Origin of the sequence: Nonomuraea sp. NPDC049152 (assembly GCF_040648355.1) — a bacterium.
Lineage (GTDB): Bacteria > Actinomycetota > Actinomycetes > Streptosporangiales > Streptosporangiaceae > Nonomuraea.
In genome coordinates this window covers 1-26,379 of the sequence record NZ_JBEZDO010000016.1, presented here as the reverse complement: position 1 = coordinate 26,379, position 26,379 = coordinate 1, and the positions used below count along the sequence as shown (strand labels likewise).

The following is a 26,379-nucleotide window of genomic DNA, read 5'->3' as shown; positions in this document are numbered from 1 at the left end:
CGATCGGGCATAACCCGGCTTGCCGTACCAGATGAGCATGAAAGCGGGCGTGTCGGAGAACAGGAAGGACGATTTCCCCCGGTACGGTGGGCGGATCCCGTGGGGAGACCGGTCAAGTCGGCACGATCTACCCCTGTGGTCTGGTGGAATCTAGTGCTGTGAGTTCTCAGACCTGGCGGTTGGTGCGACGTGGGGGCGGTGGGCCTGTTGCGGCCCCTGCGCTCGACCGCGACCAGCGGGCCGTGGTCGAGCATCCAGGCGGACCGCTGCTGGTCCTCGCGGGTCCCGGCACCGGCAAGACCACCACGATCGTCGAGGCCGTCGTCGACCGCGTCGAGCGGCGCGGAGTCGACCCCGAACGCGTCCTCATCCTCACCTTCAGCCGCAAGGCCGCCGAGGAACTGCGCCAGCGGGTGACGGCCCGCATGCGGCGCACCACCCGGACCCCGCTCGCCCTCACCTTCCACAGCTACGCCTACGCGCTGCTGCGCCGCGAGGCCGTCCTCGAAGGCAGGGAGCCGCCGCGCCTGCTCACCGGGCCCGAGCAGCTCCTGGAGATCCGCCGCCTGCTCCACGGCGAGCTGGAGGACGGCGCCCCGCTGTGGCCCGAGTCGTTGCGCGAGGCGCTGAAGACGCGCGGGTTCGCAGAGGAACTGCGCGACTTCCTGGCCCGCGCGGGCGAGCGCGGCCTCGACGCGGCGCGCCTGGTCGATCTGGGCAGGCAGTACGGCAGGGCGGACTGGGCGGCCGCCGGACGCTTCTCCCAGCGCTACCAGGAACGGTTCGACCTCGACCCCGAGCTGTCGCTCGACTACGCCGAACTGATCAGGGCGGCGGCGGCGCTGCTGGCCGACGCGTCGGTGCGGCACCGCGAACGTTCGGCGTATGACGTGGTGTTCGTCGACGAGTACCAGGACACCGACCCCGCGCAGGAGCACCTCCTGCGACACCTCGCGGGCGACGGGCGCGACCTCGTCGCCGTGGGCGACCCCGATCAGTCGATCTACGGCTTCCGCGGGGCCGACGTGCAGGGCATCCTCCGCTTTCCCGAGCGCTTCCGCGACCGGGCGGGACGTCCCGCGCGCGTCGTGGCCCTCCACGTCTCCCGCCGCAGCGGCGCCGATCTGCTGACCGCCTCCCGCCGCGTCGCCGCCCGCCTCCCCGCCGCCCCCAACCCCGACCCCCGAACCTCCTCACCGGCCTCCCGAGGCTCCTCCGCTCCCGACCCCGGCGTCTCCGCACGCCAGGCGTCGGCACGCCAGGCGTCGGCACGCCAGGCGTCTGCAGGCCAGGCGTCGGCGGGCCAGGCGGAGGGAGCGAAGGCGTGGGAGATGCCCGACCGGCGTCAGCCGCGCGGGCACCGCGATCTCGTCGCGCCCGAGAACGCAGATCCGGGGCAGGTCCGGGTGCTGCTGGCGGACAGCGTCAGCCAGGAGGCGGCCGTGGTCGCCGACACCCTGCGCAGGGCCCACCTCATCGACGGCCTCCCGTGGCATCGGATGGCGGTGCTGGTGCGCTCGGCAACCCGACAGGTGCCGCTGCTCAGGCGTGCGCTGGTGAGCGCAGGGGTCCCGACCATGGTGGCGGGTGACGAGGTGCCGCTGGCCCAGGAGCCTGGGGTACGGCCCATCCTCACCACCCTCCGCATCGCCCTCAACCCCGGCGCGCTCGACGAGGCGGTGGCGGAGGAGCTGCTGACGGGGCCGTTCGGCGGCACCGACATGCTCGGCGTCCGTCGGCTCAGGCGCGCCCTCAAGATCGCCGAGAACGAGGTCGCCCAACACCTGGACACCGACCCGACCACCCTGGGCACCGACGCGACCGGCCTGGGCGACACCGCCCACTCGACCGACGCGAGCGATCCGGCCGATGTGAGGGGCCCGGCACAGCCGCAGCCCGACGGCGAGCGGTCCGACGGGGAGCGGCGCGAGGGGGACGGGGACGCGGTCGGCGCCGGCAGCCAGGTCGACGGGGTGGGGGAGGGCAGGGCGGGGGCGCCGCGTTCGTCGGGGGAGTTGCTCATCGCCGCGCTCAAGGACGCCAGAGAGCTGGTCAGGATCGAGCCGCACATCGCCGTCCCCGCCGAACGCGTGGCCAAGCTCATCCAGACCGCCCGCGAAGCCGTACAGGCCGGTGGCACGGCGGAAGACGTGACCTGGGCGGTGTGGCAGGCCAGCGGCCTGGCCGAACGGTGGACGGACGTCAGCCTCGCGGGAGGCGCCAGGGGAGCGCAGGCCGACAGGGACCTCGACGCGGTGGTGGCCCTCTTCGACTACGCGGCCAGGTTCGTGGACAGGATGCCGAAGGCGGGTCCTGAGGTGTTCCTGGAAGACCTGTCGTCCCAGGAGATCCCCGGCGACACGCTCGCCGAGCGGGCTCCCGACGGCGACGCGGTCAGGGTGCTGACCGCCCACAGGTCCAAGGGCCTGGAGTGGGACCTCGTCATCGTCGCGGGCGTTCAGGAGGGGGTGTGGCCGGACATCCGGCTGAAGGGCTCGCTGCTGGGCATCGACGAGCTGGTCGAGCTGGCGGAGGGCGCGCCGCTCGACTCCACGGACGCGACCGCCGCCGCGCTGGCCGCCAAGCAGCTGGCCGAGGAGCGGCGCCTGTTCTACGTGGCCGCCACCAGGGCGAGGAAGAGGCTGGTCGTCACCGCGGTGGGCGGGGAGGACGCCGACGAGCGTCCTTCGCGGTTCCTGTCGGAGCTGATGCCGGGCGCGGTCGAGGAGGCGACGGTCGACGACCACGCCAGGTGGCTGAACCTCGCCGCGCTGGTCGCCGACCTGCGCAGCGTGGTCACCGACGCCTCGCAGCCGGAGAGCATGCGCAGGAAGGCCGCAGGGCACCTGGCGCGGCTGGCCAGGCAGGGCGTGCAGGGCGCGCATCCCAGCGAGTGGTACGCGCTCACGCCGATCTCCGATGACCGCCCGCTGAGCTGGCCGGACGGCATCGTGCGCATCTCGCCTTCCGCGGTGGAGAGCTTCACCAAGTGCGGGCTGCGCTGGCTGCTGGAGACGGCGGTGGGCGCGGCGGGCACGAGTTCGGCGCAGGGCCTCGGCACGGTCGTCCACGCGCTGGCCGTTCTCGCCACGGAAGACCTGGCCAGCGAGGAGCTGCTGGGAAAGCGGCTCGACGACATCTGGACCGAGCTCGACTTCGGCGGTGTCTGGTTCAACCGCAAGCAGCGCAGGACCGCCGAGCAGATGATCGCCAGGTTCATGGAGTGGCAGCGGCGCAACGGAAGGACCGTCGTGGCGACCGAGGAGTCGTTCGTGGCGATGGTGTCGGAGGGCGTGCAGATCAAGGGCAGGGTCGACAGGGTGGAGATGGACGAGGAGGGAAGGGCGTTCATCATCGACCTGAAGACCGGCAGTTCCAAGCCGAAGCCCGAGGAGCTCGACAGGCATCCGCAGCTCGGCGTCTACCAACTGGCGGTGCTGCTCGACGCGTTCAAGCGGCACGGCCTGGCCGAGCCAGGCGGCGCCGCGCTGGTCCAGGTCGGCAAGGCGGCGGGCAAGGACGCCAAGGAGCAGGCGCAGGCCCCGCTCGAAAGGGGCGACAACTGGGCCAGGGACATGGTCGACACCGTCGCCCTCGGCATGTCGGGGCCGTTCTTCCAGGCGAAGGTCAACGACGGCTGCCGCACGTGCGCGGCCAAGGGCAGCTGTCCCGTCAACGACAGCGGGGGGCAGGTGTGCTGAACCCCGTCGAGCTGGCGGACAAGCTCGGCATCCTGCCGCCGACGTCCGAGCAGGCCACGGTCATCGAAGCCCCGCTGGAGCCGATGGTCGTCATGGCGGGCGCGGGCTCGGGCAAGAGCGAGACCATGGCGGGCCGCGTCGTCTGGCTGGTGGCCAACGGCCTGGTCAAACCCGAACGCGTCCTCGGGTTGACCTTCACCCGCAAGGCCGCCGCCGAGCTGGCCCATCGCGTGAGGGAGCGGCTGAACGGCCTGGCCGAGGCGGGGCTGGTGCCGGCCCAGTTGCTCGACAACGAGCCGACGGTCTCGACGTATCACGCCTACGCCGCGCGCCTGGTGACCGACCACGCCGTCCGCGAGGCGCTCGAACCGACCATGCGCCTGGTCACCCCCGCCGTCTCGTGGCAGCTCGCCTCGCGGGTGGTCGCCATGTACGACGGGCCGATGGACAAGATCGAGCTGGGCCCTCCCTCGGTCACCGCCGCCGTGCTGGAGCTGGCGGGCGAGATGTCGGAGCACCTGCGTTCGGGCAGGGACGTCAGGCGGCTGGGCGAGTGGCTGCGCGACAGGCGGGCCGAAGCGTCCACCGTCCGCCAGCGCAGGCCGATCAGCGTGCACGACGCCCGCGAGCAGCTGCTTCCCCTGGTCGAGGCCTACGAGCGGCTCAAGCGCGGTCGCGAGGTCATCGACTACGGCGACCAGATGTCGCTGGCCGCCCGCATCGCCGCCAACCATCCCGACGTGGGCCGCATCGAGCGTTCCCGCTACTCGGTGGTGCTGCTGGACGAGTACCAGGACACCAGCCACGCCCAGCTCGTCCTGCTCAGAAGCCTGTACGGCAACGGCCACCCCGTCACCGCCGTCGGCGACCCCTGCCAGTCCATCTACGGCTGGCGCGGCGCCTCGTCGGGCAACCTGCGGCGTTTCGTCGCCGACTTCCCCACGGCCAAGGGCGACCCGGCCCCCGTCAGGCAGCTCAGCGTCAGTTTTCGCAACGGCGACCGCGTCCTCGACGTGGCGGCCCGCGTCCAGCTGCCGCTGCGCATGGAGGCCCGCGAGGTTCCCGTGCTCGTGCCGGGTCCCAACCGCGTCGACAGGGGCCGCGTGACGTGCGCCTTCCACGAGACGGCGGAGGACGAGGCGCGGTGGGTGGCCGAGCAGGTCAGGCAGGCGCTCGACCACGAGGTCGCCCCCGACGGCCTGCCGTGGGGCGCGGGCGAGCGCAAGAAGACGCCGGTCATCCAGCCTCAGGACGTCGCGGTGCTCGCGCGGAAGCGGTCGCAGTTCCCCGCGCTGCGCCGGGCGCTCGAAGAGCGCGACATCCCGGTCGAGGTCGTCGGTCTCGGCGGGCTGCTGACCGTGCCCGAGGTGAGCGACCTCGTGGCCACGCTCAGGGTCCTGTACGACGCGAGCGCGGGCGACGCGCTCGCCAGGTTGCTGGCCGGCCCGCGCTGGCGGATAGGACCCGCCGACCTGCGGCAGCTCGGCGAGTTCGCCAGAGAACTGAACCGCGAGCTGCGCGAGGGCGCGGAACGCGTCGCCGACCCGCTGGACCAGGCCGTCGCCGACCTCGCGGAGGAGCGCGGCAGCCTGGTCGACGCGCTGGACGAGCTGCCGGACAGGGCGGAGTGGCTCGACGTGTTCTCGCCGCTGGCCAGGACGAGGATGGTCGCGCTCGCCCAGGAGCTGCGCCACCTGCGCGCCCACACGCACCAGCCGCTGCCTGACCTGATCACCGAGGCGGAGCGCCGGATGGGCCTCGACATCGAGGTCGCGGCCCGAGCGGGAACGGCAGGCGCCGTCGCGGCCCGGGCCGACCTGGACGCGTTCCTCGACGCCGCCTCCCGTTTCGCGGGCGACTCCGAGGATCCGACGCTCGGCGCGTTCCTGGCCTACCTGGAGGCGGCCGAGAGCGAGGAGTTCGGCCTGGAGGCGGGCAGGGTCGGAGAGAGCAACAGCGTGAAGCTCATGACCGTCCACGCCTCCAAGGGCCTGGAGTGGCCGATCGTCGTCGTGCCTGGCCTGTCGCAGCTGCTGAGCAGGAACGGCATCACCAAGGGCAGCATCTTCCCCTCCACGCCCGTCACCAACAGCCGGTGGACGGAGAACCCGCGCAAGCTGCCGTACCCGCTGCGCGGCGACGCCGCCGACCTGCCCAGGCTGACCGGGCTGACCAAGGACGAGCTGGACGCCTTCGACGAGCGCTGCCGCGACCGCGACCTGATGGAGGAGCGCCGCCTGGCGTACGTGGCCGTCACGCGCGCCCACTACCACCTGATCGCCTCCGGTTACCGGTGGGGGAGCGCGTCCAAGCCGCTGCAGCCGTCCGACTTCCTGCTGGAGATCAGGGACACCTGCGGCAGGGCGGCCTTCTGGGCGCCCGAACCCGCGGAGGGCGCCACCAATCCGCTGCTCGCCGAGCCAGCCGAGGCCGCCTGGCCGCTCACTCCCGGCGGGGTCCGCCAGCAGGCCATCGAGGAGGGCGCCGATCTGGTGCTCCAGGCCCTGATGGAGTCGATCGACGACCCCGAACTGGCGGAGACGCCGACACACGAGCAGGAGGTGGAGGCGCTCGGGGAGGAAGGCGCGGCGGAGGAGTTCGGCGAGGGCGACGCGGAGCGGATGCGGGCCTGGGAACGCGACACCGACCTGCTGCTACGCGAGCGCGCCACCAGCGGACGCCGTTCGCGGACCACTGTCGAGCTGCCCACCAAGCTGACCGTGTCCTCGCTGGTCACGCTCGCCACCGATCCACGCGCCCTGGCCCGCAGGATCCGCCGCCCTGTCCCCACCCAGCCGGCCCCGCTGGCCCGGCGCGGCACCTCCTTCCACAGGTGGCTGGAATCCCGGTGGGGCCAGCAGCGGCTCATCGACGACTTCGAGCTGCCCGGCGCGTACGACGAGCCGGAGGAGCTGGACGAGCGGCTGGCGGAGCTCCAGGAGCGTTTCGAGGAGAGCGAGTGGGCGGGCAGGGAACCGCTCGACCTGGAGGTTCCGTTCGAGACGATGATCGCCGACCGGCTGGTGCGCGGCCGGATGGACGCCGTCTTCGAGCGGGAGGACGGCTCCTACGAGGTGGTCGACTGGAAGACCGGCCGTCCGCCCTCGGGGAAGGCGGCCAGGGGCGCTTCCGTGCAGCTCGCCGCCTACCGGCTGGCGTGGTCGCAGCTGGCGGGCGTGCCGTTGGAGCGGGTGGGCGCGGCCTTCCACTACGTACGGTTCAACCGCACCGTCCGCCCCGTCGACCTGCTGGACGGCGACGGCCTGGTCGCGCTGATCGAGGCCATCCCCACCCGCCGCTGACCCCCGCGTCACCCGAACCGGACATCGGCCTGAACGCCGGCCACCTCAGGGTGAAGCCCTGTCGCCGTGGTCAGGCGAGGTAGTGGAATCCGGGTTTCGGATGCATCAGGAAGTCGTGGTGGGAGATGTTCCACGCATAGGCACCCGCCATCCCGAACACCACGGTGTCCCCCACCCTGATAGACGTGCGCACCCCGCTGGCCAGCACGTCCTTGGGCGTGCACAGCTGCCCCACGACCGTCACCGGCGTGTCCTCCACGCCCGGTCCCGATCCCGTCGGCAGCACGGTGAACGGCTGGGAGTGCCCTTTCGTCGCCGGCGTCCGCAGGTGGTGGGTGCCGCCGTGCACGATCGCGAACGTCTCCCCGTGCACCCGCCGTACGTCGATCACCCTGGTCACGTAGGACCCGCAGTAGACGGTCAGCGCCCGCCCCGGCTCAATGCGAACCACCTGGCTCTGACGGCGCAGCGCGGCGAGCCCCGCCCCGTAGGCGGCCCAGTCGAAGCGCGACCCTGGCGAGGTGTAGGAGACGGCCATGCCGCCGCCCACGTTGACCTCCTCGTCGTGTTGCGCCATGACGGCCGACGCCAGATCCAGCAGGGCGGGCGCGTCCAGGCCGCTGGCCAGGTGGGCGTGGACGCCGCGCAGCCGTACCGTGTCGGTGAACAGCGGCAGGCACGCGGCGAGACCCTCGGCGTCCATGCCGAAAGGCCCGCTCATGGCCAGGGCCGCGCCGGTGGTCTCGAGGCGCAGGTTCAGCCTGAGCAACACGTCGGCCGGCACGCCCGAAGCGATCAGCCGCCGCAGCTCGAACGGCGACTCGACGTGCACGCGGTGCGCGGGCAGCCGCAGCTCGGCGTCCGTCTTGCCGGGGCCGCCGACCGCCAGCCGCGCCTTCGGCAGGACCGCGCTGACGTGCGCGTGCTCGCCGGCAGACGACACCTCGAAGCCGTCCACGTGGGCGTCGAGCACCCGCAGCAGCGCGGGGTCGGGGTTGGCCTTGACCGCGTAGTAGAGCTCGACGCCGGGCAGGGCGGCCCGTACGGAGGCGGCATGGGCGTCGAGCCCCGCCAGGTCGTAGACGAAGGCGGGCGCGTCCAGCGCCGCAGCGACCTCGAAGATCATGCGAACGGGTTCGCGATCGGCACGTACCCCGCGCTCCTGTCGGCGCCCCTGGCCCACCTGACGGTCAGGTTGGCCTTGGCGGGCAGCGGGGCGCCGGCCAGGAGGTCGGACAGCGGCAGCGGCCGGCCCGACGCGTCGCCGTATCCGGCGAGGATGTCCCTGGCCACCATCCACAGCTCGCGCAGCGCCGCGTCGGACGGGGCCAGCGTGGCGGCGATCTCGGTGAGGTGGTTGACCATCAGGCAGTAGACGACCCGCGCCCAGCCGCGCGAGGCGTCGTAGGTGAGCGCCTCCGCCACCCTCGGGTGCATCCCCGACAGGTCGTGGCCGACGAGCTTGGTGCCCTCCAGGTCCCTGAAGATCGCTTCGGCCGGGCGGCCTTCGGCGTCGAGGCAGACGAGGACGTTCTGCAGGTGGGGTTCGAGGACGACGCCGTGGGTGAAGAACGCGTCGAGGACCGGCAGCGCGACCGCCCGCACATAGGCGGCCCACCAGGAGAGCGGGTCGGCGGGCGCCGACGCGCGGGCCAGCGCGCCCGCCAGCACCGGGGTCAGCCCCGGCGAGCAGACCGACCACGGGCCGGCCCGCACGATCACGCCGAGCCCCTCCAGCAGCCTGGTGTCCAGCGCCGCCGACCGGTAGCCGGGCTCGGGCAGCCAGCGCGTGCCAGGGAACCTCCTGGCGAGCTCGTCGAAGACCGGCGCGAGCCGCTCGGTCAGCGCGACCGCGCCCGACAGCTCGTACCAGGCGTTCTTCCGCACGCAGTTGGTGATCCGCACGTCCAGGCTGAACTTCAGGCAGTTCCCGCTCACCGGGTCGTAGACCGTCCGCACCGAGGAGGTGGGGGCGACGAGCGGGCCGGGGCCGAGGTCGATCAGCCGGTCATCGAACGAGGGCCTGATCAGGTCGAGCTGCCACGGATGGGCGGGCAGCACCGCGTAGCCGGGCGGCGCGACCCGTGCCAGGTCGAGGGCGGCGGCCTCACCCTCCTGGGCCAGCACGTCCTCGCGCACGCCCAGCAGCCGCAGCGGGAAGGAGGCGTGGGCCTCGGGCGCGTAGCGCAGCCAGTCGTCGCCGTCCCGCGCCTTGGGCGAAGGGTGGAACGGGTGGCCGAGGACGAGCGCCTGCTCCGAGGCCAGCCACGGATCGTTCGGCGGCGGTGCGGAGGCGCGGGCCCGCAGGATCTCCGCCAGCGCGTTCCTGCTGGCGGCCACCTGTCCGGCGAACTCGGGGTTGTGCCCGTCGAGCTCGGCCTCCGCCAGCTTGACCAGCTCGTCGGCGGTCAGCGGCGCCCACGCGCCCGACTCCAGACGCTCCACCTGCCCCTCGAACCGCAGCGCGCCGCCGCCGCCCGTGCGCGCCCTGATGAGGGTGCCGCCCACCGTCAGCAGCAGGTACGGCGAAGCGTGCCACACGTGCCCTCGCGGCCCTGCCACCTCGCGCACGCAGCAGCGCAGCAGTGCCGACAGCGTGGCCTCCTCGGCGATCGCGGCAGGCGGGTCGAGGACCAGGCTTTCCATGATCAAGCGCTCCTCAGCAGGGAAAGGACCCGCAGGTAGTTGGGTCCGCTGGTGCCGTAGAACTTGTTGATGTCGCGCGCGCCCGAGCGCTCCTTGGCCATGAGCGTCCCCGCAGTGATCATCGACTTGCCGGTCAGCCTGGCCGCGTCGAGCGTGCGGGCGCGGAGCAGCCTGGCCATCGGGTCGTCGCCGTGCTCGGCCAGCGCCTCGTCCAGGCACGAGCGCACCAGCGCGGCCGCCCGGTCGGCGGGCAGCGCGCCGAAGGCGATGGAGGCCGCGGCCAGGTGCAGGGTGATGGTCACGAACACGTCGGCGAGCGCGTGCGGGTCGTCGGTGAGCATCCGCTCGTCGGCGAAGGAGGGCGGGGCCACGCCGGCGGCGGCCAGCCTGGCGGGGGAGGCGAGCAGGCCGTCGTTGTCCTTGACGAGCAGCTTGAGGTCGCCCCCTGTCAGGACGAGCGCGAGGTTCTGCTGGTGGGCCTCCAGGGCCACGCCGTACCTGACGAACAGCCGCACGTTCCAGCGCAGCAGCGTCGTCAGGTAGCGGGTGAGCAGGCTCTCCACGTCGCCGAGCTCGTCGCGCACCTCGGGGACGTTCAGCGCGGCGACGGGGATGATCGTGCCCTCGGGCAGGCGGCGCAGCATCCAGCCGAGGTACTCGTGGCCTGCGTGGGCGTAGGTCTGCTCGTCGGCCAGCAGGATGTCGGGGTCGGCCAGCCCGCGCAGCAGCCTTTCGGCGGCGGCGCCGTCGGCCAGCGTCGACGGCTTGATCGAGCGGCGGTTGCGGCGGCCGAGCGTGCTGGTGGGCAGCGGCAGCTTCAGCTGCGTGCGCGCGTCGAGCTGGACGGTCCGCATCGACAGCGTGGGCCTGACCGTGATCGGCGGCCCGTCCTCCGCGATGCGGGCCTGCGGCGGCAGCGCGCCCACGGTCAGCGGATGGACGGGCAGCAGCACCGCGCCGTCCTCCTCCCGCGCCCAGTGCGTGGCCGCGCCCTTCACGCGCTCGCGCGGCACCCACGCCCATCGCAGGTCGAACGAGGGCGCGAACTCGGGGGCGTAGGCCAGCAGCTCGTCGTCCGACAGTCCGGCCCGCGCCCGCGCGGTCGGGTAGACGGGGTGGTCGACGAAGGCCGCGAGCGACTCGTAGTCGGCCAGCTCCCTGCCCGTGACGGGAGGTCTGTGCTCGTCGTGCAGTTCGAGCGAGTGCAGGGCCTCCACGCACTCCTCGAAGAAGGCCGCCACGCCTTCCGCGTCCTCGGGGTCGGCGATCTCCTGCAGCGTGTTGAGCACCTGTTCGAGGCCGAGCAGCTCGTCGTCGGCGACCACGAAGTCCTGGAAGAGCAGGCCTGGGGCCAGCCGTACGCGCCTGCCGTCGGCCAGCAGCAGCGCCACGCCCTCCTTGCTCCTGGTGACCCGCTTGGCCAGGTCGCCGTAGTCCTCCCGCAGCAGCGCGTCGAGGATCCTCCTGGCCAGGTACGGCTCGCGCGGTCTCACGCGATCACCCACGGGTGCCGTTCCATGAACGACCCGACGGCCGCCTCGACCCTCTCCGCCGAGGGCCCGACCGCTCTGATCACGCCCAGGTAGTCGCGGTTGGTGTGGGTGAGCTCCACCCTGTCGCCCACGCTTCTGAGCGGCCTGTGCCACAACCCGTCCCCTTCGTAGGCGGGCGGTGCCTCCACGACCACGCCCGATCTGTCGGCCACCACACTCACCGCGCACCCGTGACCGCCGGCGGAGGGAATCTCGGGCGCGGGTTCGCCCATGTGCACCCGCAGGATCCACTCGAACAGCGGCACGCCGAGGATGTCGGCCAGCAGGAAGTCGCAGTTGTCACCGATGACCCGGTAGTTCACCTCGACGATTCTCGGGCCTTTCGCGGTGACCACGTACTCGGTGTGGCACGCCCCGAAGCCGACCCCCAGCCTGGCCAGCGCCCGCAGCACGTGCGGGTCGGCGTCGGGCGCCCAGTCCAGCCGCTCCTCCACGAAGTACGGCAGCGGCCCCAGCGTGGTCGCGAAGCCGCCCAGCACCCGCGTCGTGGTGCCGTCGCCGAGCGTCTCCAGCGTGCGCAGCGGCCCCTCCAGGTACTCCTCCACGACCAGCGGCCGGTCCCGCAGCCCGGCGATCGCCCGCTCCAGGTCGCGCTCGACCAGCATGACGTTCTCGCTGGCCACCCCTTCGCGCGGCTTCACCACCACCGGGTAGGGCACGCGGCCCGGCACGGGGTCGCCGGGGGCCAGCCGTACGGACCAGACCCGCTCCACCCCCGCCTCGGCCAGCCTCCTGCGGGTCAGCGACTTGTTCTTGGCCGCCAGGCAGGCCCGCCAGTCCTTGCCGGGCAGGCCGAAGTACTCCGCCGCCAGCGCGGTCTCCACCTGCAGGTGGTCGGAGTTGGAGAAGATCACGTCAGGCCGATGGTGGTGCGCGATCGCGTCGATCACCGCTCGCGGATCCCACACGTCGCACGCGATCGCGTCAGGATGCTGCTCCGGCCGGTCGGTGAGGATCGTGACGTCGCAGCCCAAGGCGCGAGCCGCGGGCAGGAAACCGTCGGTCACCGAGTCGGTCGGTTTGGCAGCGGTCACGTAGAGCCGCAACGCGTGGCACCCCCGGAATCAGGTAAGGCTAACCTAACTCGGCAGATCCTAGCGCGGCAGAGATCATCATGCGGCATGGACGGCGTAATCAGCCCGTATGAGAGTCTGCGAGGCAATCCGCCGGCTGATCACGTGTCTTGGCGGCGTCGATGAGTGAAGGCGCGGCTACCGTGACGACCTGGTGGTCTACGCTGCCTCACACGAGGGCCCTTGACGTTCACGCGTCCAGGGCCCGCATCCTGCTGCGGTCAAAGGACCGTCATAGGATGACATCGGACCTTCGGGGAGGAAGTGGCGCGTGGAGACGACGGCCGAAGAGCAGTTGCTGGGGCCCTTGCTACTCGCACGCGGCACGATCGACAGGTCGGCGCTGCTGCGTGGCGACACGGGCTGGCTCGCCGAAGCGTGGGCGAACCCGGCGAGCAGGGTGCTGCTCGTCAGCGAGGGCCACACACTGGTCAGGCGCACGGGCGACGAGGTCGAGGCCGTCCTCTACACCACGGACGAGGCTCCCGAGGGGGAGCGCTACCTGCTCGGCGTCGAGGCCGGCGCCGCCTACTTCGCGGTCGCCGCGCCGCTGCCCGGGTTCGCCACGGCCGACTCCAACGGCCGCGTCGTCGCGCCGCTGGGCCTGAACGACACCCCTGAGGGCGAGCCCTTCCCCGCGGGTCTGCGCCAGGTGGGAGCGCTCCTGGGCGACCGCGACGCGGGCCTGCTCGTCTACGCCGTCGCCCTGGAGGCCTGGCACACCACGCACGAGTTCTGCCCGCGGTGCGGCAGCCGTACGAGAGTCGAGGCCGGCGGGCACATCCGCGTCTGCCCCGAGGACCGCAGCCAGCACTTCCCCAGGGTGGACCCCGCGGTCATCATGCTGGTCCGCGACGAGCGCGACCGCTGCCTGCTGGCGCGCGGACCCCAGTGGCCCGAGGGCCGCCTGTCGATCCTGGCAGGGTTCGTGGAGCCGGGGGAGTCGCTGGAGCACGCGGTCATCCGCGAGGTGGCCGAGGAGGTGGGCGTCACCGTCGTCAACCCCCGCTACCTGGGCAGCCAGCCGTGGCCGTTCCCCCGCAGCCTCATGCTGGGCTTCTTCGCCCAGGCCACCACGACCGATCTCGTCTGCGACGCCGACGAGATCGCCGAGGCCCGCTGGTTCACCCGCGCCGAGCTGCTGGCCGCGCTCGAGAGCGGCGAGGTACGGCTCCCGCCGCCCGTCTCCATCGCTCGCCGCCTGATCGAGACCTGGTACGGCGACCACCTGACCGGCGACTGGTGACGTGACAGGGCGGTCACGCCGGCACGTGATTGCGCAGGCGCAACGCCTCGGGGAAGGGCAGCAAGTAGGTCTGGTCGCGGACATAGGCGGCGGGCTCGCCACGGGCGTGATGCCTCAGCAGGGTAGTGGGGACGCTGAGCGGCACCCTGCCCGCCCGGTACGACCCGATGACCTCCACCAGGTCCGCCCGCCTCGCCGGATCGAGCTGAAGCATCCCCATGCAGTGCTGCAGCACGTTGACGTTCCCTCCCACGGTGGCCCTCCTGGCCAGCGCCGCGCGGAACGCCCGGCTGTAGTGGGCGCCCAGCTCCTCCCTGGGCCGCAGGCCCGCCCCCGCCACCACGCGACCCGCCTCCCTGTAGTGGACGGGGTCGTGGGCGAGGATCTGCATCTTGTGCCTGGCGTGGAAGGCGACCAGGTCGGCCGGACGCCAGTCGCCGTCCAGCAGCTCACGCAGCCTGGCGTGGGCGAAGACCCGCTCCACGAAGCTCTCCTTGAGCAGCGCGTCGTTCAGCCGCCCCTCGTCCTCGACGGGGAGCAGTGGGTGCGCGTCCATCACGACCGACGCGAACGTGCCCCTGTCGCGCTTGCCGACCGGCCCGCCGCCGCCCTCGGGGTGGAGCGGGATGCCGTGGACGCCGCAGCTGGGGCTCCTGGACTTGAACACGTACCCGTCCACGTCGAGCGCGGCGCTGCGGGCGCGCGCCAGTGCGGTCATGCGGTCGGTCAGGTCGGCCCTCGTCGTACGGGTCATCAGCCGCGGACCGCCGGGTGAGCGCTCCAGCCTGAGCGTCTCGCGCGGGGTGCCGAGGCCGACCTCCATCTCGGGGCAGATCCGCACCCAGTCCACGAACGGGTCGAGCGCTCCCGAAAGGAACCTGTCGCGGCTGTGGCCGCCGTTGAACCTGACGAGCTCCCCCAGCAGGCAGCTGGACACCGCGATCCTCGGCCTGGCCGTCATGCCGCCGCCAGCAGCGTCGAGAGCCGGTGCAGGCCGCGTGCCGTACGGGCCTTGACGGTGCCGAGCGGGACGCGCAGCCGTTCGGCGATCTCCCGCTGGCTCAGCTCGCCGTAGTAGGCCAGCTCAATGGCCTGGCGCTGCGGATCGGGCAGCTCGGCGAGCGCGCGGCGGACGAGGTCGCGGTCGGCGAGGTCGTCGCCGACCGCCCTGCCGTCGGGCCCCTCCGGGTCGCCGACGACCTCCAAAGGGACAGTGGGCGGGCGACGGCCACGCAGATGGTCGACGGCCCGCTTGTGGGCGATGCAGAGGACCCACGTCTCCAGGCTCCTTGCCGGGTCGTACCTGTGCCTGGACCGCCAGACCTCGGTGAACACCACCTGGGTGACGTCGTCGATGTCCTGCGCGGGCACCAGGCGGCGCAGGTACGAGCGGACCAGCGAGGCGTGGGTGCGGTAGCACTCGGCGAGCGCCTCCATGGATACCTCCCTCGCGAGATAATTCATTCAAAACTCATTCAACCTGGAGTGCGGAAAGCCGCGCAACCAAGGCCAGGGAGATCAGTCGAGAGCCGCGGCGATCACGATGATGGCCTCGTCCAGCGAGGTCACCCGGGTGACCTTGGCGGGCAGCGGCTCCGCCCACCCGGGGCCGCCGACGATGATCCTGCTGGGCGGGCGCACCGCAGGCAGTCCTCTCAGCGGGGCCGGGTCGCCGGTCGAGGACTGCTGCGACCAGACGAAGACGACGGAAGGGCCGAGGCGGCGCATCGCGTCCCCCAGCGCCCGGTACGGCGTGCGAGCGCCCAGCACCCGCGTCTCCACCAGCCTGTCCACGGTCAGCGCGGCGGCCAGCGCGTAGACGGGCAGGCTGTGCTGCTCCTCCTCCGCGCACGCCAGCAGCACGGGCCGCGCGTTCACGGGCCGGGCTGGGCGCTCGACCAGCGGGGACAGCGCCGCCAGCAGCCGGTCGGAGAACAGGTGCTCGACCTCGATGCCCGCCCCCGTCTCCGCCTGCCTGAGGTGGATCGTCCCGAAGACGGGGCGGACCAGCCGCTCCCACGTCCACACGACGCCGCGCCCGGCCAGCGCGGCGGCGACACCCTCGGCGACGACGCGCCCGTCGAGCGCCTGCGCCGCCCTCGCCATCATCGCCGCCGTCGGCACCTGCCCTCGCTCTCGCCCCTCCGGCGCCACGGCAGGCGCCGACGGACCGTCGCCGGGCGTGATCCGGAGCCGGAGAGCCTCGCGGGCGGCGTCCGCGGGCGCGACCCCCGCGCGGATCAGCCGGTTCATCTCCTCCAGACGCCGCAGGTCGGCCGTGTCGTAGCGGCGGTGGCCGCCGGGGCTGCGCCTGCTGGGGCCGATGCCGTACCGCAGGTTCCACGTCCGCAGCGTGGGCGCGGGCACGCCGAGCCGCCTGGACACCGCGCCGATGCCGTACCCAGGCCCTTCCTCGGGAGGCTCGTCGCCCCGCTCATGCGCACCGATCCCGACATTGTGACGGATCGGCCTCCCCCCGGCCGCAACCGCCGGGCGCCGGGCGCCGAATGCTCAAGTGATGGACACGGTGATAGTTCTCTTCAACAGGGACCTCAGGGTCCGCGACCACCCGGCGCTCGCCGCCGCCTGCGCGCAGGCCAGGCGGGTGGTGCCGCTGTTCGTGCTCGACCCGGCGATCCCCTCGGGGCGGCGCGGCGCGTTCCTGCTCGACTGCCTGCGGGACCTGCGCGACTCGCTGCGCGCCCGCGGCGGAGACCTTCTGGTACGGCAGGGCGACACGGTCGCCGAGACCATGCGCCTGGCCCGCGAGACGTCGGCGACCGACATCTTCACCAGCGCCGACGTCAGCTCGCTCGCCAGGCGCAGGCAGCAGAGGTTCGCGGAGGAGCAAATCGGGTTCCGGCGCTTCCCCGGCGTGACCGTCATGCCGCCCGACCAGCTGCGGCCCTCGGGAGGCGGCGACCACTACCGGGTCTTCACCCCCTACTGGCGAGCGTGGTCCGCCGCACCGCGGCGGGCGCTGGCCGAGGCGCCGCAGGTCGTCCCGACGCCCAAGGGGCTACGGGCCGGCGCCATTCCGCGCGGCCTACCGTACGGAGGGATCAGGGGCGGAGAGGCGGCGGCGAGGGAGAGGATGCGCACCTGGACGCGCGACCGCCTGGACGACTACGCCGACCTGCACGACGACCTGGCGGGCGACGGGACCTCCAGGCTCAGCCCCTACCTGAGGTTCGGCTGCCTGTCCCCGCTGGAGCTGGCCGGTTGCGGGAACGAGGACTTCGTCAGGCAGCTGTGCTGGCGTGACTTCCACCACCAGGTCGCCTTCGCCTTCCCCGACCTGAACCGGCGCGACTACCGCCCGCGGGGCACGGAATGGCGTACCGACAAGGACGCCGAGCAGGCGTGGCGCGAAGGCATGACGGGCGTGCCGATCGTCGACGCGGGCATGCGGCAGTTGCTCGCCGAGGGCTGGATGCACAACCGCGCCCGCCTGATCACCGCGGCCTACCTCGTCAAGCACCTGCGGATCGACTGGCGGGTGGGCTACGACCACTTCTTCGACCTGCTGCTGGACGGGGACGTGGCCAACAACGCGGGCAACTGGCAGTGGGTCGCGGGCACGGGCAACGACACGCGGCCCAACAGGACGTTCAACCCGCTGCGGCAGGCCAGGCGGTTCGATCCCGAGGGCCACTACGTGCGCCGGTACGTGCCGGAGCTGGCCGACGTGCCCGCGGCGCACGTCCACGAACCGTGGCTGCTGTCCGGCCAGGCCGGCGGCTACCCACCGCCCCTCGCGGCGCCCCAAGGGCCCCACGCGCACGAGCGGGGCCCCGGAGGACCGGTCAGACGATCGCGGCGAGGCGGATCTTCACCTCGTTCACCGAGGGGTTGGTGACCGCGGTCCCGTCAGGAAAGACCACAGTGGGCACCATCTGGTTGCCGTTGTTGACGCTCATCACGAACTCCGCCGCCGCGGGGTTCCGCTCGATGTCGACCTCTTCGTAGGCGATGCCCTCACGGGTGAGCTGGCTCTTGAGCCGCTTGCAGGGACCGCACCAGCTGGTGGAGTAGACGGTGAGCGCCATATGACAATCCTTCCGGGTTCAAACGAAGGCCAAAGAGCGCAACAATCCGTATGGCCTACGTAATCCCCGGGTCAGGACGACAGCCGCTCGCCGATCCACTGCTGCACGCGCTCCGCGACGCCCGGCTCCCTGTAGAGCGGCGCGCTGTGCGAGATGCCCGGCTCGGTGAAGACCGTCATCTTCACCCCGACCTGGCCGAGCATCTGCTTCAGCAGCAGGCTCTGCGACGCCGGCACGAACTCGTCGTCGGAGTGGACGGTCAGCATCGGCGCGTCCCTCTTGCTGGCGTGCCACGGCACCTCCATCGAGGCCCACACACGCGAGCACTTGCCCTTGGGCTCGCACCCGCCCGCCAGTCTGATCGCGGCGTCGCGCAGCTTGATGCGGTTGGGGTCGGTGGAGTCGGCGCCGTCGGTGTAGGCGCGCAGCGGCGAGATCACGGGGGAGACGCCGACGACGCCCTTCAGCCCCTGCAGCAGGCCGTCGCCGTACGTGCCGACGGCGGCGGCGATGTGGCCGCCCGCGGAGAAGCCGACGACCACGTAGTTGTTCGGGTCGAAGTTCCAGCGCTCGGCGTGCCTGCGGGCGGTGGCGATGGCGTCTAACGCGTCGGTGCGCTGCGCGGGCCAAGGCGCCTCGGTGGACAGGCGGTAGTTGAGGTTGAAGACCGTGTAGCCGAGCTCGACGTAGCTGCGGGTGACCTCGGTCATGTACTTCTTGTCGCCGCTCGACCACCAGCCGCCGTGGATGAGGAAGACGGCGGGGTGCTTGGTGTAGTCGGGCATCCACCAGACGTCCATGGCCTGGTGGCGGCCGGGGCCGTACGACACGGTCTCGAACGTCGTGCCGCCCAGCGGGTCGCCGTACGAGGGGGACGGGTCCTTCGACGCGTGCGCCACTCCGGGGATCAACGCGACGGCAGCGAGAGCACCCGCGATTACCGCAGCTCGCACGGGCCTTCCTTTCCCCCATGATTCGGTCGGGCCCCATTGTGGGGGAAATGACCTACTTTTCGCATCTCGGCGACGAAGAAACAGGTGACGGCGGCATGTTGCCAGAATGGAGCAGCCCCCCGCCACCTCCTGCGAGGATGTTGATGTGATGACAGGTGATGACGTTCTGGCCGGGCTCGACCCTGAGCAGCGCGCGGTGGCCGAGGCCGTACGCGGCCCGGTCTGCGTGCTCGCCGGTGCGGGAACGGGCAAGACCAGAGCGATCACCCACCGCATCGCGCATGCCGTACAGACCGGCGTGGTCGACGCCCAAGGCGTGCTCGCGGTGACCTTCACCACCCGCGCCGCGGGAGAGCTGCGGCAGCGGCTGCGCCAGCTCGGCACGCCCGGCGTGCAGGCGCGCACCTTCCATGCCGCCGCGCTGCGCCAGCTCACCTACTTCTGGCCCAAGGTGATCGGCGGGTCCGCGCCCTCGGTGATCGAGTCGAAGCTGCCGCTGCTCGTGGAGGCGTCCAGGCTGATCCGCCGCAGCCCCGACCGGTCCGAGCTGCGCGACATCGCCTCCGAGATCGAGTGGGCCAAGGTCACCCAGATCGGGCACGAGGACTACGTCGCCGCCGCGGCCAAGGCCCACCGCTCGCCCCCCGCCCCCGCCGAGGAGATCGCCCGGCTCTACGAGGCCTACGAGCAGCTGCGCCGCGAGCGCCACCTGGTCGACTTCGAGACGATCCTCGAGCTGACCGCGGCGGTGATGACCGAGCACCCCGACGTCGCGAACCAGATCCGCCAGCAGTACCGCTACTTCGTCGTCGACGAGTACCAGGACGTCAACCCGCTGCAGAAGCTCCTGCTCGACACCTGGCTCGGCGGTCGCGACGACCTGTGCGTGGTCGGCGACCCCAACCAGACGATCTACTCCTTCACCGGAGCGACCCCCCGCTACCTCACCGGGTTCTCCGTCGAGCACCCGAACGCCTCGCTGATCAAGCTGGTCCGCGACTACCGCTCCACGCCCGAGGTCGTCAGCCTCGCCAACCTCGTGATCGCCAAGGGCAAGAGCCCCCACCGCCTCGAACTCGTCGCCCAGCGGCCCGAGGGTCCCGCGCCCACCTTCTCCGAGCACGACGACGAGCCCGCCGAGGCCGCCGGTGTGGCCCGCGCGATCAGGAAGCTGATCGACAAGGGTGTGTCCCCCCGCGAGATCGCCGTCCTGTTCCGCGTGAACGCCCAGTCGGAGGCCTACGAGGAGGCGCTCGCCAAGGCCGAGATCCCCTACCTGGTGCGCGGCGCCGACCGCTTCTTCGAGCGTCCAGAGGTACGGCGGGCCGTCGTCCTGCTGCGCGGCGCGGCCCGATCCGCCTCCGGCGAACCCCTGGCTCAGGAGGTCCACGGCATCCTCGGCGGCATCGGCCTGACCCCTGTCCCGCCGGGCGGCGGCAAGGCGCGCGAGGAGTGGGAGTCACTGCGCGCCCTCGCCGACCTGGCCGAGGACCTGGCCGCCGAGGGCGCCGACCTGCCCGCCTTCGTCGTCGAACTCGAACGCCGAGCCAGCGAGCAGCACGCCCCGCCCGTCGAGGGCGTCACCCTCGCCTCCCTCCACGCGGCCAAGGGTCTGGAATGGGACGCGGTGTTCCTCGTCGGGCTCACCGACGGCATGATGCCGATCATCTACGCCGAGACGCCCGAACAGATCGAGGAAGAGCGCCGCCTCCTCTACGTCGGCATCACCCGCGCCCGCGTCCACCTCGGACTGTCGTGGGCGCTCGCCCGCGCTCCGGGCGGACGCAAGGGCCGCCGCCCCTCCCGCTTCCTCGACGGCCTGACGGGGCGTCCCATGCGATCGTCCGCTCCCTCGGGTACGGCCACCGCCCCCCGCCGCGCGGTCGCCGCGCCCGTCAACTGCAGGGTGTGCGGGAAGACCCTGGTGGCGGCGGCCGAGCAGAAGCTGGGCCGGTGCTCGACGTGCCCTTCCGACTACGACGAGGCGCTGCTGGAGGCGCTAAAGGCCTGGCGCACGTCCATGGCTAAGGAGGCCAAGGTGCCGCCGTACGTGGTGTTCACGGACGTCACCCTCCAGGCCATCGCCGAACGCGCCCCGCGGAGCGAGCAGGAACTGCTGTCGATCGCGGGGATCGGAAAGGTCAAACTCGACCGGTACGGCGCCGCCGTCCTCGACATCTGCCGCACCCACCCCTAACCCCGCACACTCCTCCACCCCCGAGACACCCGCGGATCTTGCCCTCTCTCTCCGTCGACCCCCGAGTCGAAGGACACCCGCCACCCGACGCCCCCGTCGAGCCGCACACTCCTCCAACGGCCACCCGCCACCTGTTGACCTTGTCGGGCCGCGCGACTCCGGCACCGCCCGTGCCCCCCTTCGGTCCGGTCCGCCTTCCAAGGGACGCGGTCGGGCCGCTCGTTCCTCCGAAGGCCGCCGCGCCACCTGGTGACCTCGTCGGGCCGCACGCTCCGGCACCCCATGCGACCCCGAGAGATCTTCACCACAGGAGACCTGGGTCCCGCGCCCCTTCGGCCGTCGCCCTCCGAAAGACGCCTGCTACCTCGGGCCCCTTTGGCCCCGGCAACGCCCCGGTGAGCGGTCGAGGCATCAGCACCGACACACTAGGTTTGGATGGCTTTCCGCCGTAGAAGGGGACCCCCGTGAACGAAGCGCTCAAGGAGCTTCTCGACCTGCTCGACCTGGAGCAGATCGAGCTCGACATCTTCCGCGGGCGTAGCCCCGAAGAGCGCATCCAGAGGGTCTTCGGCGGCCAGGTCGCGGCCCAGGCGCTCGTCGCCGCCGGCCGTACCGTCCCAGACGACCGTGACGTGCACTCTCTGCACGCCTACTTCATCCGCCCTGGCGACCCTTCCATCCCGATCGTCTACAACGTCGAGCGGGTCAGGGACGGCAGGTCCTTCACCACCCGCAGGGTCGTCGCCGTCCAGCACGGCAAGGCGATCTTCACGATGTCCGCCTCCTTCCACATCTTCGAGGAGGGCGTCCACCACCAGGCCGCGGTCATGCCGAAGGTCGTGGCTCCCGAGGAGCTGCCGACGTTCCAGTCGCGCATGCTGGAGCTGGTGGGCGACGACTCCCAGTGGAAGGAGTGGCTGGCCCGCCCCCGCCCCGTCGACGCCCGCTACGTCTCCCCGCTGACCTGGGAGGCCTACAAGGATCCGTCGCTGCGGTCGGCGGAGAACAACGTGTGGTTCCGCTACGACGCCGAGCTGCCCGACGACCGTCTGCTGCATGTCGTCCTGGCCGCCTATGCCTCCGACTACACGCTCGTCGACACCGTGCTCCTCGCCCATGGCCTCGCGTGGGGCGCGTCGAACGTCACCGGAGCCTCCCTCGACCACGCCATGTGGTTCCACCGTCCCTTCAGGGCCGACGACTGGGTGCTCTATGCTCAGGAGTCCCCCTGGTCAGGGGGCGCGCGAGGTCTGGCGCGGGGCGAGATGTTCACCCCGTCGGGAGACCTGGCCGTGTCCGTGGTTCAGGAGTGCATGATCCGCGTGGCGAAGTCGTAAAACTGCAGGTAGAAAATATGTTGCCCCTTCCGGGCTTCCCGGTTTAGGGTCATGGTCAAGCGAGTCGGACACTCCTGTCCGACGATCCCAGAGTGGAGGTGAGCCCAGTGACGAACATGACTGAAATGTCGGCCACGCAGTGGCTCGCTTCCGCATGCCGTGACGGCGTCAGGCTCGCCAGTGGCCTGGCCAAGCTACGACAGGACAAGTCTGCCCGTAGCCAGCTCGCGTTCCACGCAGGCTATGGCGCAGCCGCTGCCCAGGGCGCCCCCGTCTACGTCGCGGGCGCCGACGTGCCGACCCAGCAGATCACCAAGGGTGGACTGCGCGGTCCGCATCCCTGGAGGGATGAACCGGTCATAACCTGACCGGCACTTTCAGCCTCCAGGCCGCGGATCCGCAGACAGGATCCGCGGCCTTCTTGTTTGTCCGTGATCCCCCAGACACCCATGAGGTATCCGACCAAGAACAACCAGAAGGAGACACAGATGGGGGCCAAGACGATCATGGACCTGATCGACGAAGCCGGAATCCCCTGTCGTACCGACCCCGACCTGTGGTTCGCCGAGTCGCCCGAGGACGTCGAGTTCGCGAAGACGCTCTGCGGCGGCTGCCCGATCCAGAAGGCCTGCCTGGCCCGCGCGCTCGAGCGCGAGGAGCCGTGGGGCGTCTGGGGCGGCGAGCTGATCCTCCGGGGGACCGTCGTTCCCCGTAAGCGGCCTCGCGGGCGTCCCCGCAAGCACCCGGTCGCTGCCTGAATCCCACCCACCGCACCACAGAAAGCCGAGACATCCGATGAGCATCATTCCTGGTAGGAGCTTCGAAATGCCGTATATGTATCAAGAACTGGTCAACGACCGAATACAAACCCTCCACCGGGAGGCTGAGGAGTATCGGATGGTGTCCCGCTTCAAGCGCGTCCAGCGCGCGAAGCGTGACATCCAGCGGGCCAACGACAGGCTCCGCAAGGCTCTTCTCTCCCAGGGATAGGTGGTGAGATCCTGCCGCCGGCGGAGGATCTCACGGTCTGACCTCACGTAGAAAGGCCGGGTGCGCTCCACGCACCCGGCCTTTCGGCTGTCTTCATGGCTACTTCGCCGCCGCCTCGCACAGCAGGTCCCGCTCCGGCCGTACCCCTTCGGTCAGGAACGCGGTCACCGTACGGTCACCGCAGGCGTTGCCGTTCGCGAGGTAGACGCCGTGCCCGCCCGAGTCCACGGCCACCATGCGCGCCCGCTCGCCGAACGCCCGCCGCATCTCCTTCGCCCCGCTGTACGGCGTCGAGGGGTCGCGCAGGTTCTGGATGAGCAGCACGTTGGAGGGCCCATGCGACGTGATCCGCACCGGCGCCTCCGCCACCGGGTAGGGCCAGTACGCGCACGGCCCCATGTTGACCGGCATCCCCGCCGTCAACGGGTACCGCGCCCTGTCCTGCGCCACCTTCCGCCGGTGCCAGGTCACCGAACTCGGCCACTCGACGTCGTTGCACAGCGTCGCGGCCGCCGACGCCGCGGTGTTCTGCAGCGCGTTCTCAGGCGGAGTGTTCGGCGCGGGCAGCGGGTCGCCCGCCATCGCCGCCCGCATCAGACCCGCCAGCATCGGGAAGCCCGCGTCGCTGTAGAAGGCGTTGAGCATGGTCTCACGCAACACGTTGCCGTTCAGCTCCTCGGGGTTGGCGCCGGGCCACGGCACCGGGTGCCGGTCCAGCCGCGCCGCGAGCCGCAGGAACGTACGGCGGACCGCCCCCGCGTCCCCGCCGAAGCCGTACTCGCCGTCGCGCGCGGCGGCCCACGCGGCGAAGTCGGGGAATCTGTCCTCCACCCCGACGGAGTAATTCGCCAGCCACGCCCGCGCCACACGCCGCGGGTCGGGGTCGTCATTGCTGTCCAGCACCACGCGATCCGTGCGCTCGGGGAACATCTGCGCGTAGACCGCACCCGCGTACGTCCCGTACGAGATCCCCCAGTACGACAGCTTCTCCTCGCCCAGCGCCCTTCTGATGCTGTCGATGTCCCTGGCCTCGTTGCGGGTGCTGATGTGCCGCAACACCTCACCGCCGGTGCGCGCGCACGCCTCCGCGATCCGCCGCGACCACGCCACGTTCTCGGAGATGTCCCCGTGTACGGCAGGCCACGGCTTGAGCCTGGTGAGCGCCACATCCGCCTTGCTCAACCCGCACGAGACCGGCGTGCTCGCCCCCACCCCGCGCGGATCAAACCCGACCAGATCGAAACGGTCGAGCACCTCCTGCGGGAGCCGCTTCGCCTGCGCGCTCGGCCTGTTCAGCCCCGGACTGCCAGGACCGCCTGGGATCAGCAGCAGAACGCCTCGCCTGAGCTCCGGCTTGGCGGTCCTGATCCGTGAGACGGCCAGCGAGATCGTCCGCCCGCCCGGCGCCTGGTAGTCCATGGGCACCTGCAGGGTCGTGCACTCCTGCCGCGGGTCGACGCCCGCCCCAGCCGCGCATCCACCCCAGACGGGGGTCGCGGCGGACGCGGCCAGGGCGGCAGGGGCGACCGCGGCGGTGACGGCGACGGCGGTGGCGAGGGCGGACAGCTTCGTGAGGGCGCGCATGGGTTCGTCTCTCCCGTTCGGATGGTTCGTCTTGCTGCGCCTCAGAGTCTTCCGAGCGGCGGACCGCGGCCCCAGAGACGTGATCACCACCCCGCCATGACCTCATCACAAACCAGACAAACCCCTTCAAACCCTCCCCGACATCGACCCGCAGCCCTCCAGAGCGGCCCGACAAGGCCCGGCGCTCGGGTCGCTGTCACCACGGGCAAGCGACCTGTGGAAACACGGTCGCCGTCATTATCGCGACGCCGGTCAGTGAACCACCTGCCCATCGCGATCACAGCAGCTTCTGACGATCGCGATGGGCAGGGTTGTGACACGCACTCGCAGAACGATCTACGGCGGGCAAAAAGCCGATCTTGGTTGCGGTTCGATACCGCGTTTCCGCTGGTAGGAGCACCTCTCCGGCGTGGACGATCTCTACAGAACACCACGGCTGGCGGCCGCTTACGCCGCCTGTCCGGCGCGGTTCAACCCCTTCCCAGGGACCACCGCGTCAGCCGCTAACGGTAAGGGAGCGCAATGAGCGACAACACGGAACCGAAGCTGATCTACGGCCAGGGGGTCGAGGCGTGCCCGGAGGGGAACTTCTGTCTCTACCGGGCCAATAACTTCAACGCGGGTCAGACCCCGGGACATGGCGACAAGATCCTGGCCATTCCGACGGGCGCGTACGTCAACGACTTCTCCGAGTACGGCTTCGACCACAGCGGCGACGGGGTGAGCGCCGTCGTCAACAACACGGTCGAGGACAACGCGCTCTTCTCGGCCGCCAACCAGCAGGGACACTCACTACCGGTGGAGCGTGGGGCCTCGATCGCGAGGCTGTCGGAAATCCCCATGGCCGGGAGTCCGAACGGCTCCTGGAACGACCAGGCCCAGTCCGCGCTGGCCTCCCGCTTCGTGGGGAATCTGCGCGTCGACCAGGAACTGCGGGGCCACTGGGCGGAAGGCTCGGGGCACCTCTACTCCTACCGGCTCACGATGCACGCCGAGGACACCCGCGTCATGAAATGGGCCGTGGGCTTCGGTGACCTGCCGGAGGGAACCTCACTGTCCAAGAGCTTCATCGACACCTTCTGGGGCGAGATCCTCCGTGACGGCACCGACGGTGCCGTCCTGCTCGGTTCCCCCGAAGGCGGCGGACACAGCGTCGATCCCGGGACGGCCCTCCCCATCGACATCCAGGTCATCTACCCCGGCCAAAGCCCCGCCTACGAACGCCTCACCGGCGTGAACGCCCAGCAACTGGGCTGACCCGGCACCCGACCCCACCGAACCCCCTGGAGGGGTGCCACCGGAATACGGCATGGACGGGCCGCGCCGAGCCACCGACCGGACAGAACCTAGATTCTGTCCGGTCTCCCGCAACCGCATCTCCGCAGGTCAGCAACCCGGCGTCGGCTTGAGTGCCAATCCGGTCCCACTCGCCGCACGACAGTCTGCCGCCGAAACCCCTGCTCCCGGCCCGCTGACTGACCTGCGGTTCCAGGTGGACGCGGCCCGGTCCCGCCGTATTCCGGTGGCACCCCTTCGACGGCTTCATCGACGACGTCCGCGTCTACAACCGAGCCCTCACCGCCACCGAGATCCAGAACGACATGAACGCGCCTGTCAGCTGAGCCGTCGACCACGCGGACCCCGGCCGGGTGCCCACCACCGCCGGGGTCCGCACCCTTTCACTTCCCCTTCTTGCACCCCTTCAGGGGGAAAGCCGGTGGCTCGGTCCAGCCCGACTCGGGGCCGTG

At 71.4% G+C, this 26,379-nt stretch carries 20 protein-coding genes; 10 read left to right on the top strand and 10 right to left on the bottom strand.

The features are described 5' to 3' along the window. The first annotated feature begins 158 nt into the window (after positions 1-158). Positions 159-3,701 carry an ATP-dependent DNA helicase gene (locus tag AB0B45_RS27125; protein WP_358135796.1) on the top strand — a complete coding sequence of 1,181 codons (3,543 nt, stop codon included), beginning with the start codon at positions 159-161 and terminating at the stop codon, positions 3,699-3,701. Further along, a complete protein-coding gene (locus AB0B45_RS27120; RefSeq protein ID WP_358135794.1) occupies positions 3,695-7,003 on the top strand; it encodes an ATP-dependent DNA helicase in 3,309 nt (1,102 codons plus the stop codon). The genes AB0B45_RS27125 and AB0B45_RS27120 overlap by 7 nt, the downstream gene beginning before the upstream one ends. Positions 7,004-7,073: 70 nt before the next feature. Here the strand turns inward: AB0B45_RS27120 and AB0B45_RS27115 are convergent, their stop codons facing one another. From AB0B45_RS27115 to AB0B45_RS27100, 4 genes are read right to left on the bottom strand one after another with little or no spacing between them, the layout of a single operon-like run. After that, positions 7,074-8,129, bottom strand: a complete 1,056-nt coding sequence (locus AB0B45_RS27115; RefSeq protein WP_358135792.1) for a type III PLP-dependent enzyme — start codon at positions 8,127-8,129, stop codon at positions 7,074-7,076. Continuing rightward, the gene (locus AB0B45_RS27110) at positions 8,126-9,649 is read right to left on the bottom strand and encodes an IucA/IucC family protein (RefSeq protein ID WP_358135790.1); all 1,524 of its coding nucleotides are present in this window, start codon (positions 9,647-9,649) and stop codon (positions 8,126-8,128) included. Before AB0B45_RS27110 ends, AB0B45_RS27115 begins: the two co-directional genes overlap by 4 nt. A 2-nt stretch (positions 9,650-9,651) precedes the next feature. After that, a complete protein-coding gene (locus AB0B45_RS27105) occupies positions 9,652-11,142 on the bottom strand; it encodes an IucA/IucC family protein (protein ID WP_358135789.1) in 1,491 nt (496 codons plus the stop codon). After that, the gene (locus AB0B45_RS27100; protein WP_358135786.1) at positions 11,139-12,248 is read right to left on the bottom strand and encodes a siderophore biosynthesis protein; all 1,110 of its coding nucleotides are present in this window, start codon (positions 12,246-12,248) and stop codon (positions 11,139-11,141) included. The genes AB0B45_RS27105 and AB0B45_RS27100 overlap by 4 nt, the downstream gene beginning before the upstream one ends. 298 nt (positions 12,249-12,546) lie before the next feature. On the opposite strand from AB0B45_RS27100, the gene nudC reads away from it, so the two are divergent. Further along, a complete protein-coding gene (gene nudC / locus AB0B45_RS27095) occupies positions 12,547-13,521 on the top strand; it encodes an NAD(+) diphosphatase (RefSeq protein ID WP_358135783.1) in 975 nt (324 codons plus the stop codon). Positions 13,522-13,534: 13 nt separating this feature from the next. Here the strand turns inward: nudC and AB0B45_RS27090 are convergent, their stop codons facing one another. The 3 genes from AB0B45_RS27090 to AB0B45_RS27080 are packed head-to-tail and all read right to left on the bottom strand — an operon-like array spanning position 13,535 to position 15,969. Further along, positions 13,535-14,482 carry a DUF523 and DUF1722 domain-containing protein gene (locus AB0B45_RS27090; RefSeq protein WP_358135781.1) on the bottom strand — a complete coding sequence of 316 codons (948 nt, stop codon included), beginning with the start codon at positions 14,480-14,482 and terminating at the stop codon, positions 13,535-13,537. After that, on the bottom strand, positions 14,479-14,985 hold the full coding sequence (locus AB0B45_RS27085; RefSeq protein ID WP_358135778.1) for a sigma-70 family RNA polymerase sigma factor: 507 nt from the start codon (positions 14,983-14,985) through the stop codon (positions 14,479-14,481). Before AB0B45_RS27085 ends, AB0B45_RS27090 begins: the two co-directional genes overlap by 4 nt. Positions 14,986-15,039: 54 nt before the next feature. Next, positions 15,040-15,969 (bottom strand): MerR family transcriptional regulator, encoded by a 930-nt coding sequence (locus AB0B45_RS27080; RefSeq protein ID WP_358136275.1) that lies wholly within the window; start codon positions 15,967-15,969, stop codon positions 15,040-15,042. Between the two features lie 70 nt (positions 15,970-16,039). Here AB0B45_RS27080 and AB0B45_RS27075 point away from each other — a divergent pair, with 70 nt between their 5' ends. After that, positions 16,040-17,380 carry a deoxyribodipyrimidine photo-lyase gene (locus AB0B45_RS27075; RefSeq protein ID WP_358135775.1) on the top strand — a complete coding sequence of 447 codons (1,341 nt, stop codon included), beginning with the start codon at positions 16,040-16,042 and terminating at the stop codon, positions 17,378-17,380. Here AB0B45_RS27075 and AB0B45_RS27070 read toward each other — a convergent pair. Beyond that, on the bottom strand, positions 17,328-17,570 hold the full coding sequence (locus tag AB0B45_RS27070; RefSeq protein WP_358135772.1) for a mycoredoxin: 243 nt from the start codon (positions 17,568-17,570) through the stop codon (positions 17,328-17,330). The two genes, AB0B45_RS27075 and AB0B45_RS27070, sit on opposite strands and share 53 nt — an antisense overlap. A gap of 71 nt (positions 17,571-17,641) precedes the next feature. Continuing rightward, positions 17,642-18,523: an alpha/beta hydrolase gene (locus AB0B45_RS27065; protein WP_358135769.1), complete on the bottom strand. Its 882-nt coding sequence runs from the start codon at positions 18,521-18,523 to the stop codon at positions 17,642-17,644. Positions 18,524-18,671: 148 nt separating this feature from the next. Between AB0B45_RS27065 and AB0B45_RS27060 the strand changes: the two genes are divergently transcribed. From AB0B45_RS27060 to AB0B45_RS27045, 4 genes are all read left to right on the top strand, one after another. Continuing rightward, positions 18,672-20,720 (top strand): ATP-dependent DNA helicase UvrD2, encoded by a 2,049-nt coding sequence (locus AB0B45_RS27060; RefSeq protein WP_358135766.1) that lies wholly within the window; start codon positions 18,672-18,674, stop codon positions 20,718-20,720. Positions 20,721-21,184: 464 nt separating this feature from the next. Beyond that, complete coding sequence (locus AB0B45_RS27055; RefSeq protein WP_358135764.1) at positions 21,185-22,057, top strand: acyl-CoA thioesterase II; 873 nt, start codon at positions 21,185-21,187, stop codon at positions 22,055-22,057. A 107-nt stretch (positions 22,058-22,164) separates the two neighbouring features. After that, positions 22,165-22,425, top strand: a complete 261-nt coding sequence (locus tag AB0B45_RS27050; RefSeq protein ID WP_358135761.1) for a hypothetical protein — start codon at positions 22,165-22,167, stop codon at positions 22,423-22,425. A 120-nt stretch (positions 22,426-22,545) separates the two neighbouring features. After that, entirely contained in the window at positions 22,546-22,815 is a 270-nt protein-coding gene (locus tag AB0B45_RS27045; protein WP_358135760.1) for a WhiB family transcriptional regulator, read from the top strand. 331 nt (positions 22,816-23,146) lie between these two features. Here the strand turns inward: AB0B45_RS27045 and AB0B45_RS27040 are convergent, their stop codons facing one another. After that, on the bottom strand, positions 23,147-24,631 hold the full coding sequence (locus AB0B45_RS27040; RefSeq protein WP_358135757.1) for an alpha/beta hydrolase: 1,485 nt from the start codon (positions 24,629-24,631) through the stop codon (positions 23,147-23,149). 522 nt (positions 24,632-25,153) lie between these two features. On the opposite strand from AB0B45_RS27040, the gene AB0B45_RS27035 reads away from it, so the two are divergent. Both AB0B45_RS27035 and AB0B45_RS27030 read left to right on the top strand, forming a co-directional pair. Then, a complete protein-coding gene (locus AB0B45_RS27035) occupies positions 25,154-25,888 on the top strand; it encodes a hypothetical protein (RefSeq protein WP_358135755.1) in 735 nt (244 codons plus the stop codon). Between the two features lie 218 nt (positions 25,889-26,106). Next, the gene (locus AB0B45_RS27030) at positions 26,107-26,253 is read left to right on the top strand and encodes a LamG-like jellyroll fold domain-containing protein (RefSeq protein ID WP_358136272.1); all 147 of its coding nucleotides are present in this window, start codon (positions 26,107-26,109) and stop codon (positions 26,251-26,253) included. The last annotated feature ends 126 nt before the right edge of the window (positions 26,254-26,379 follow it).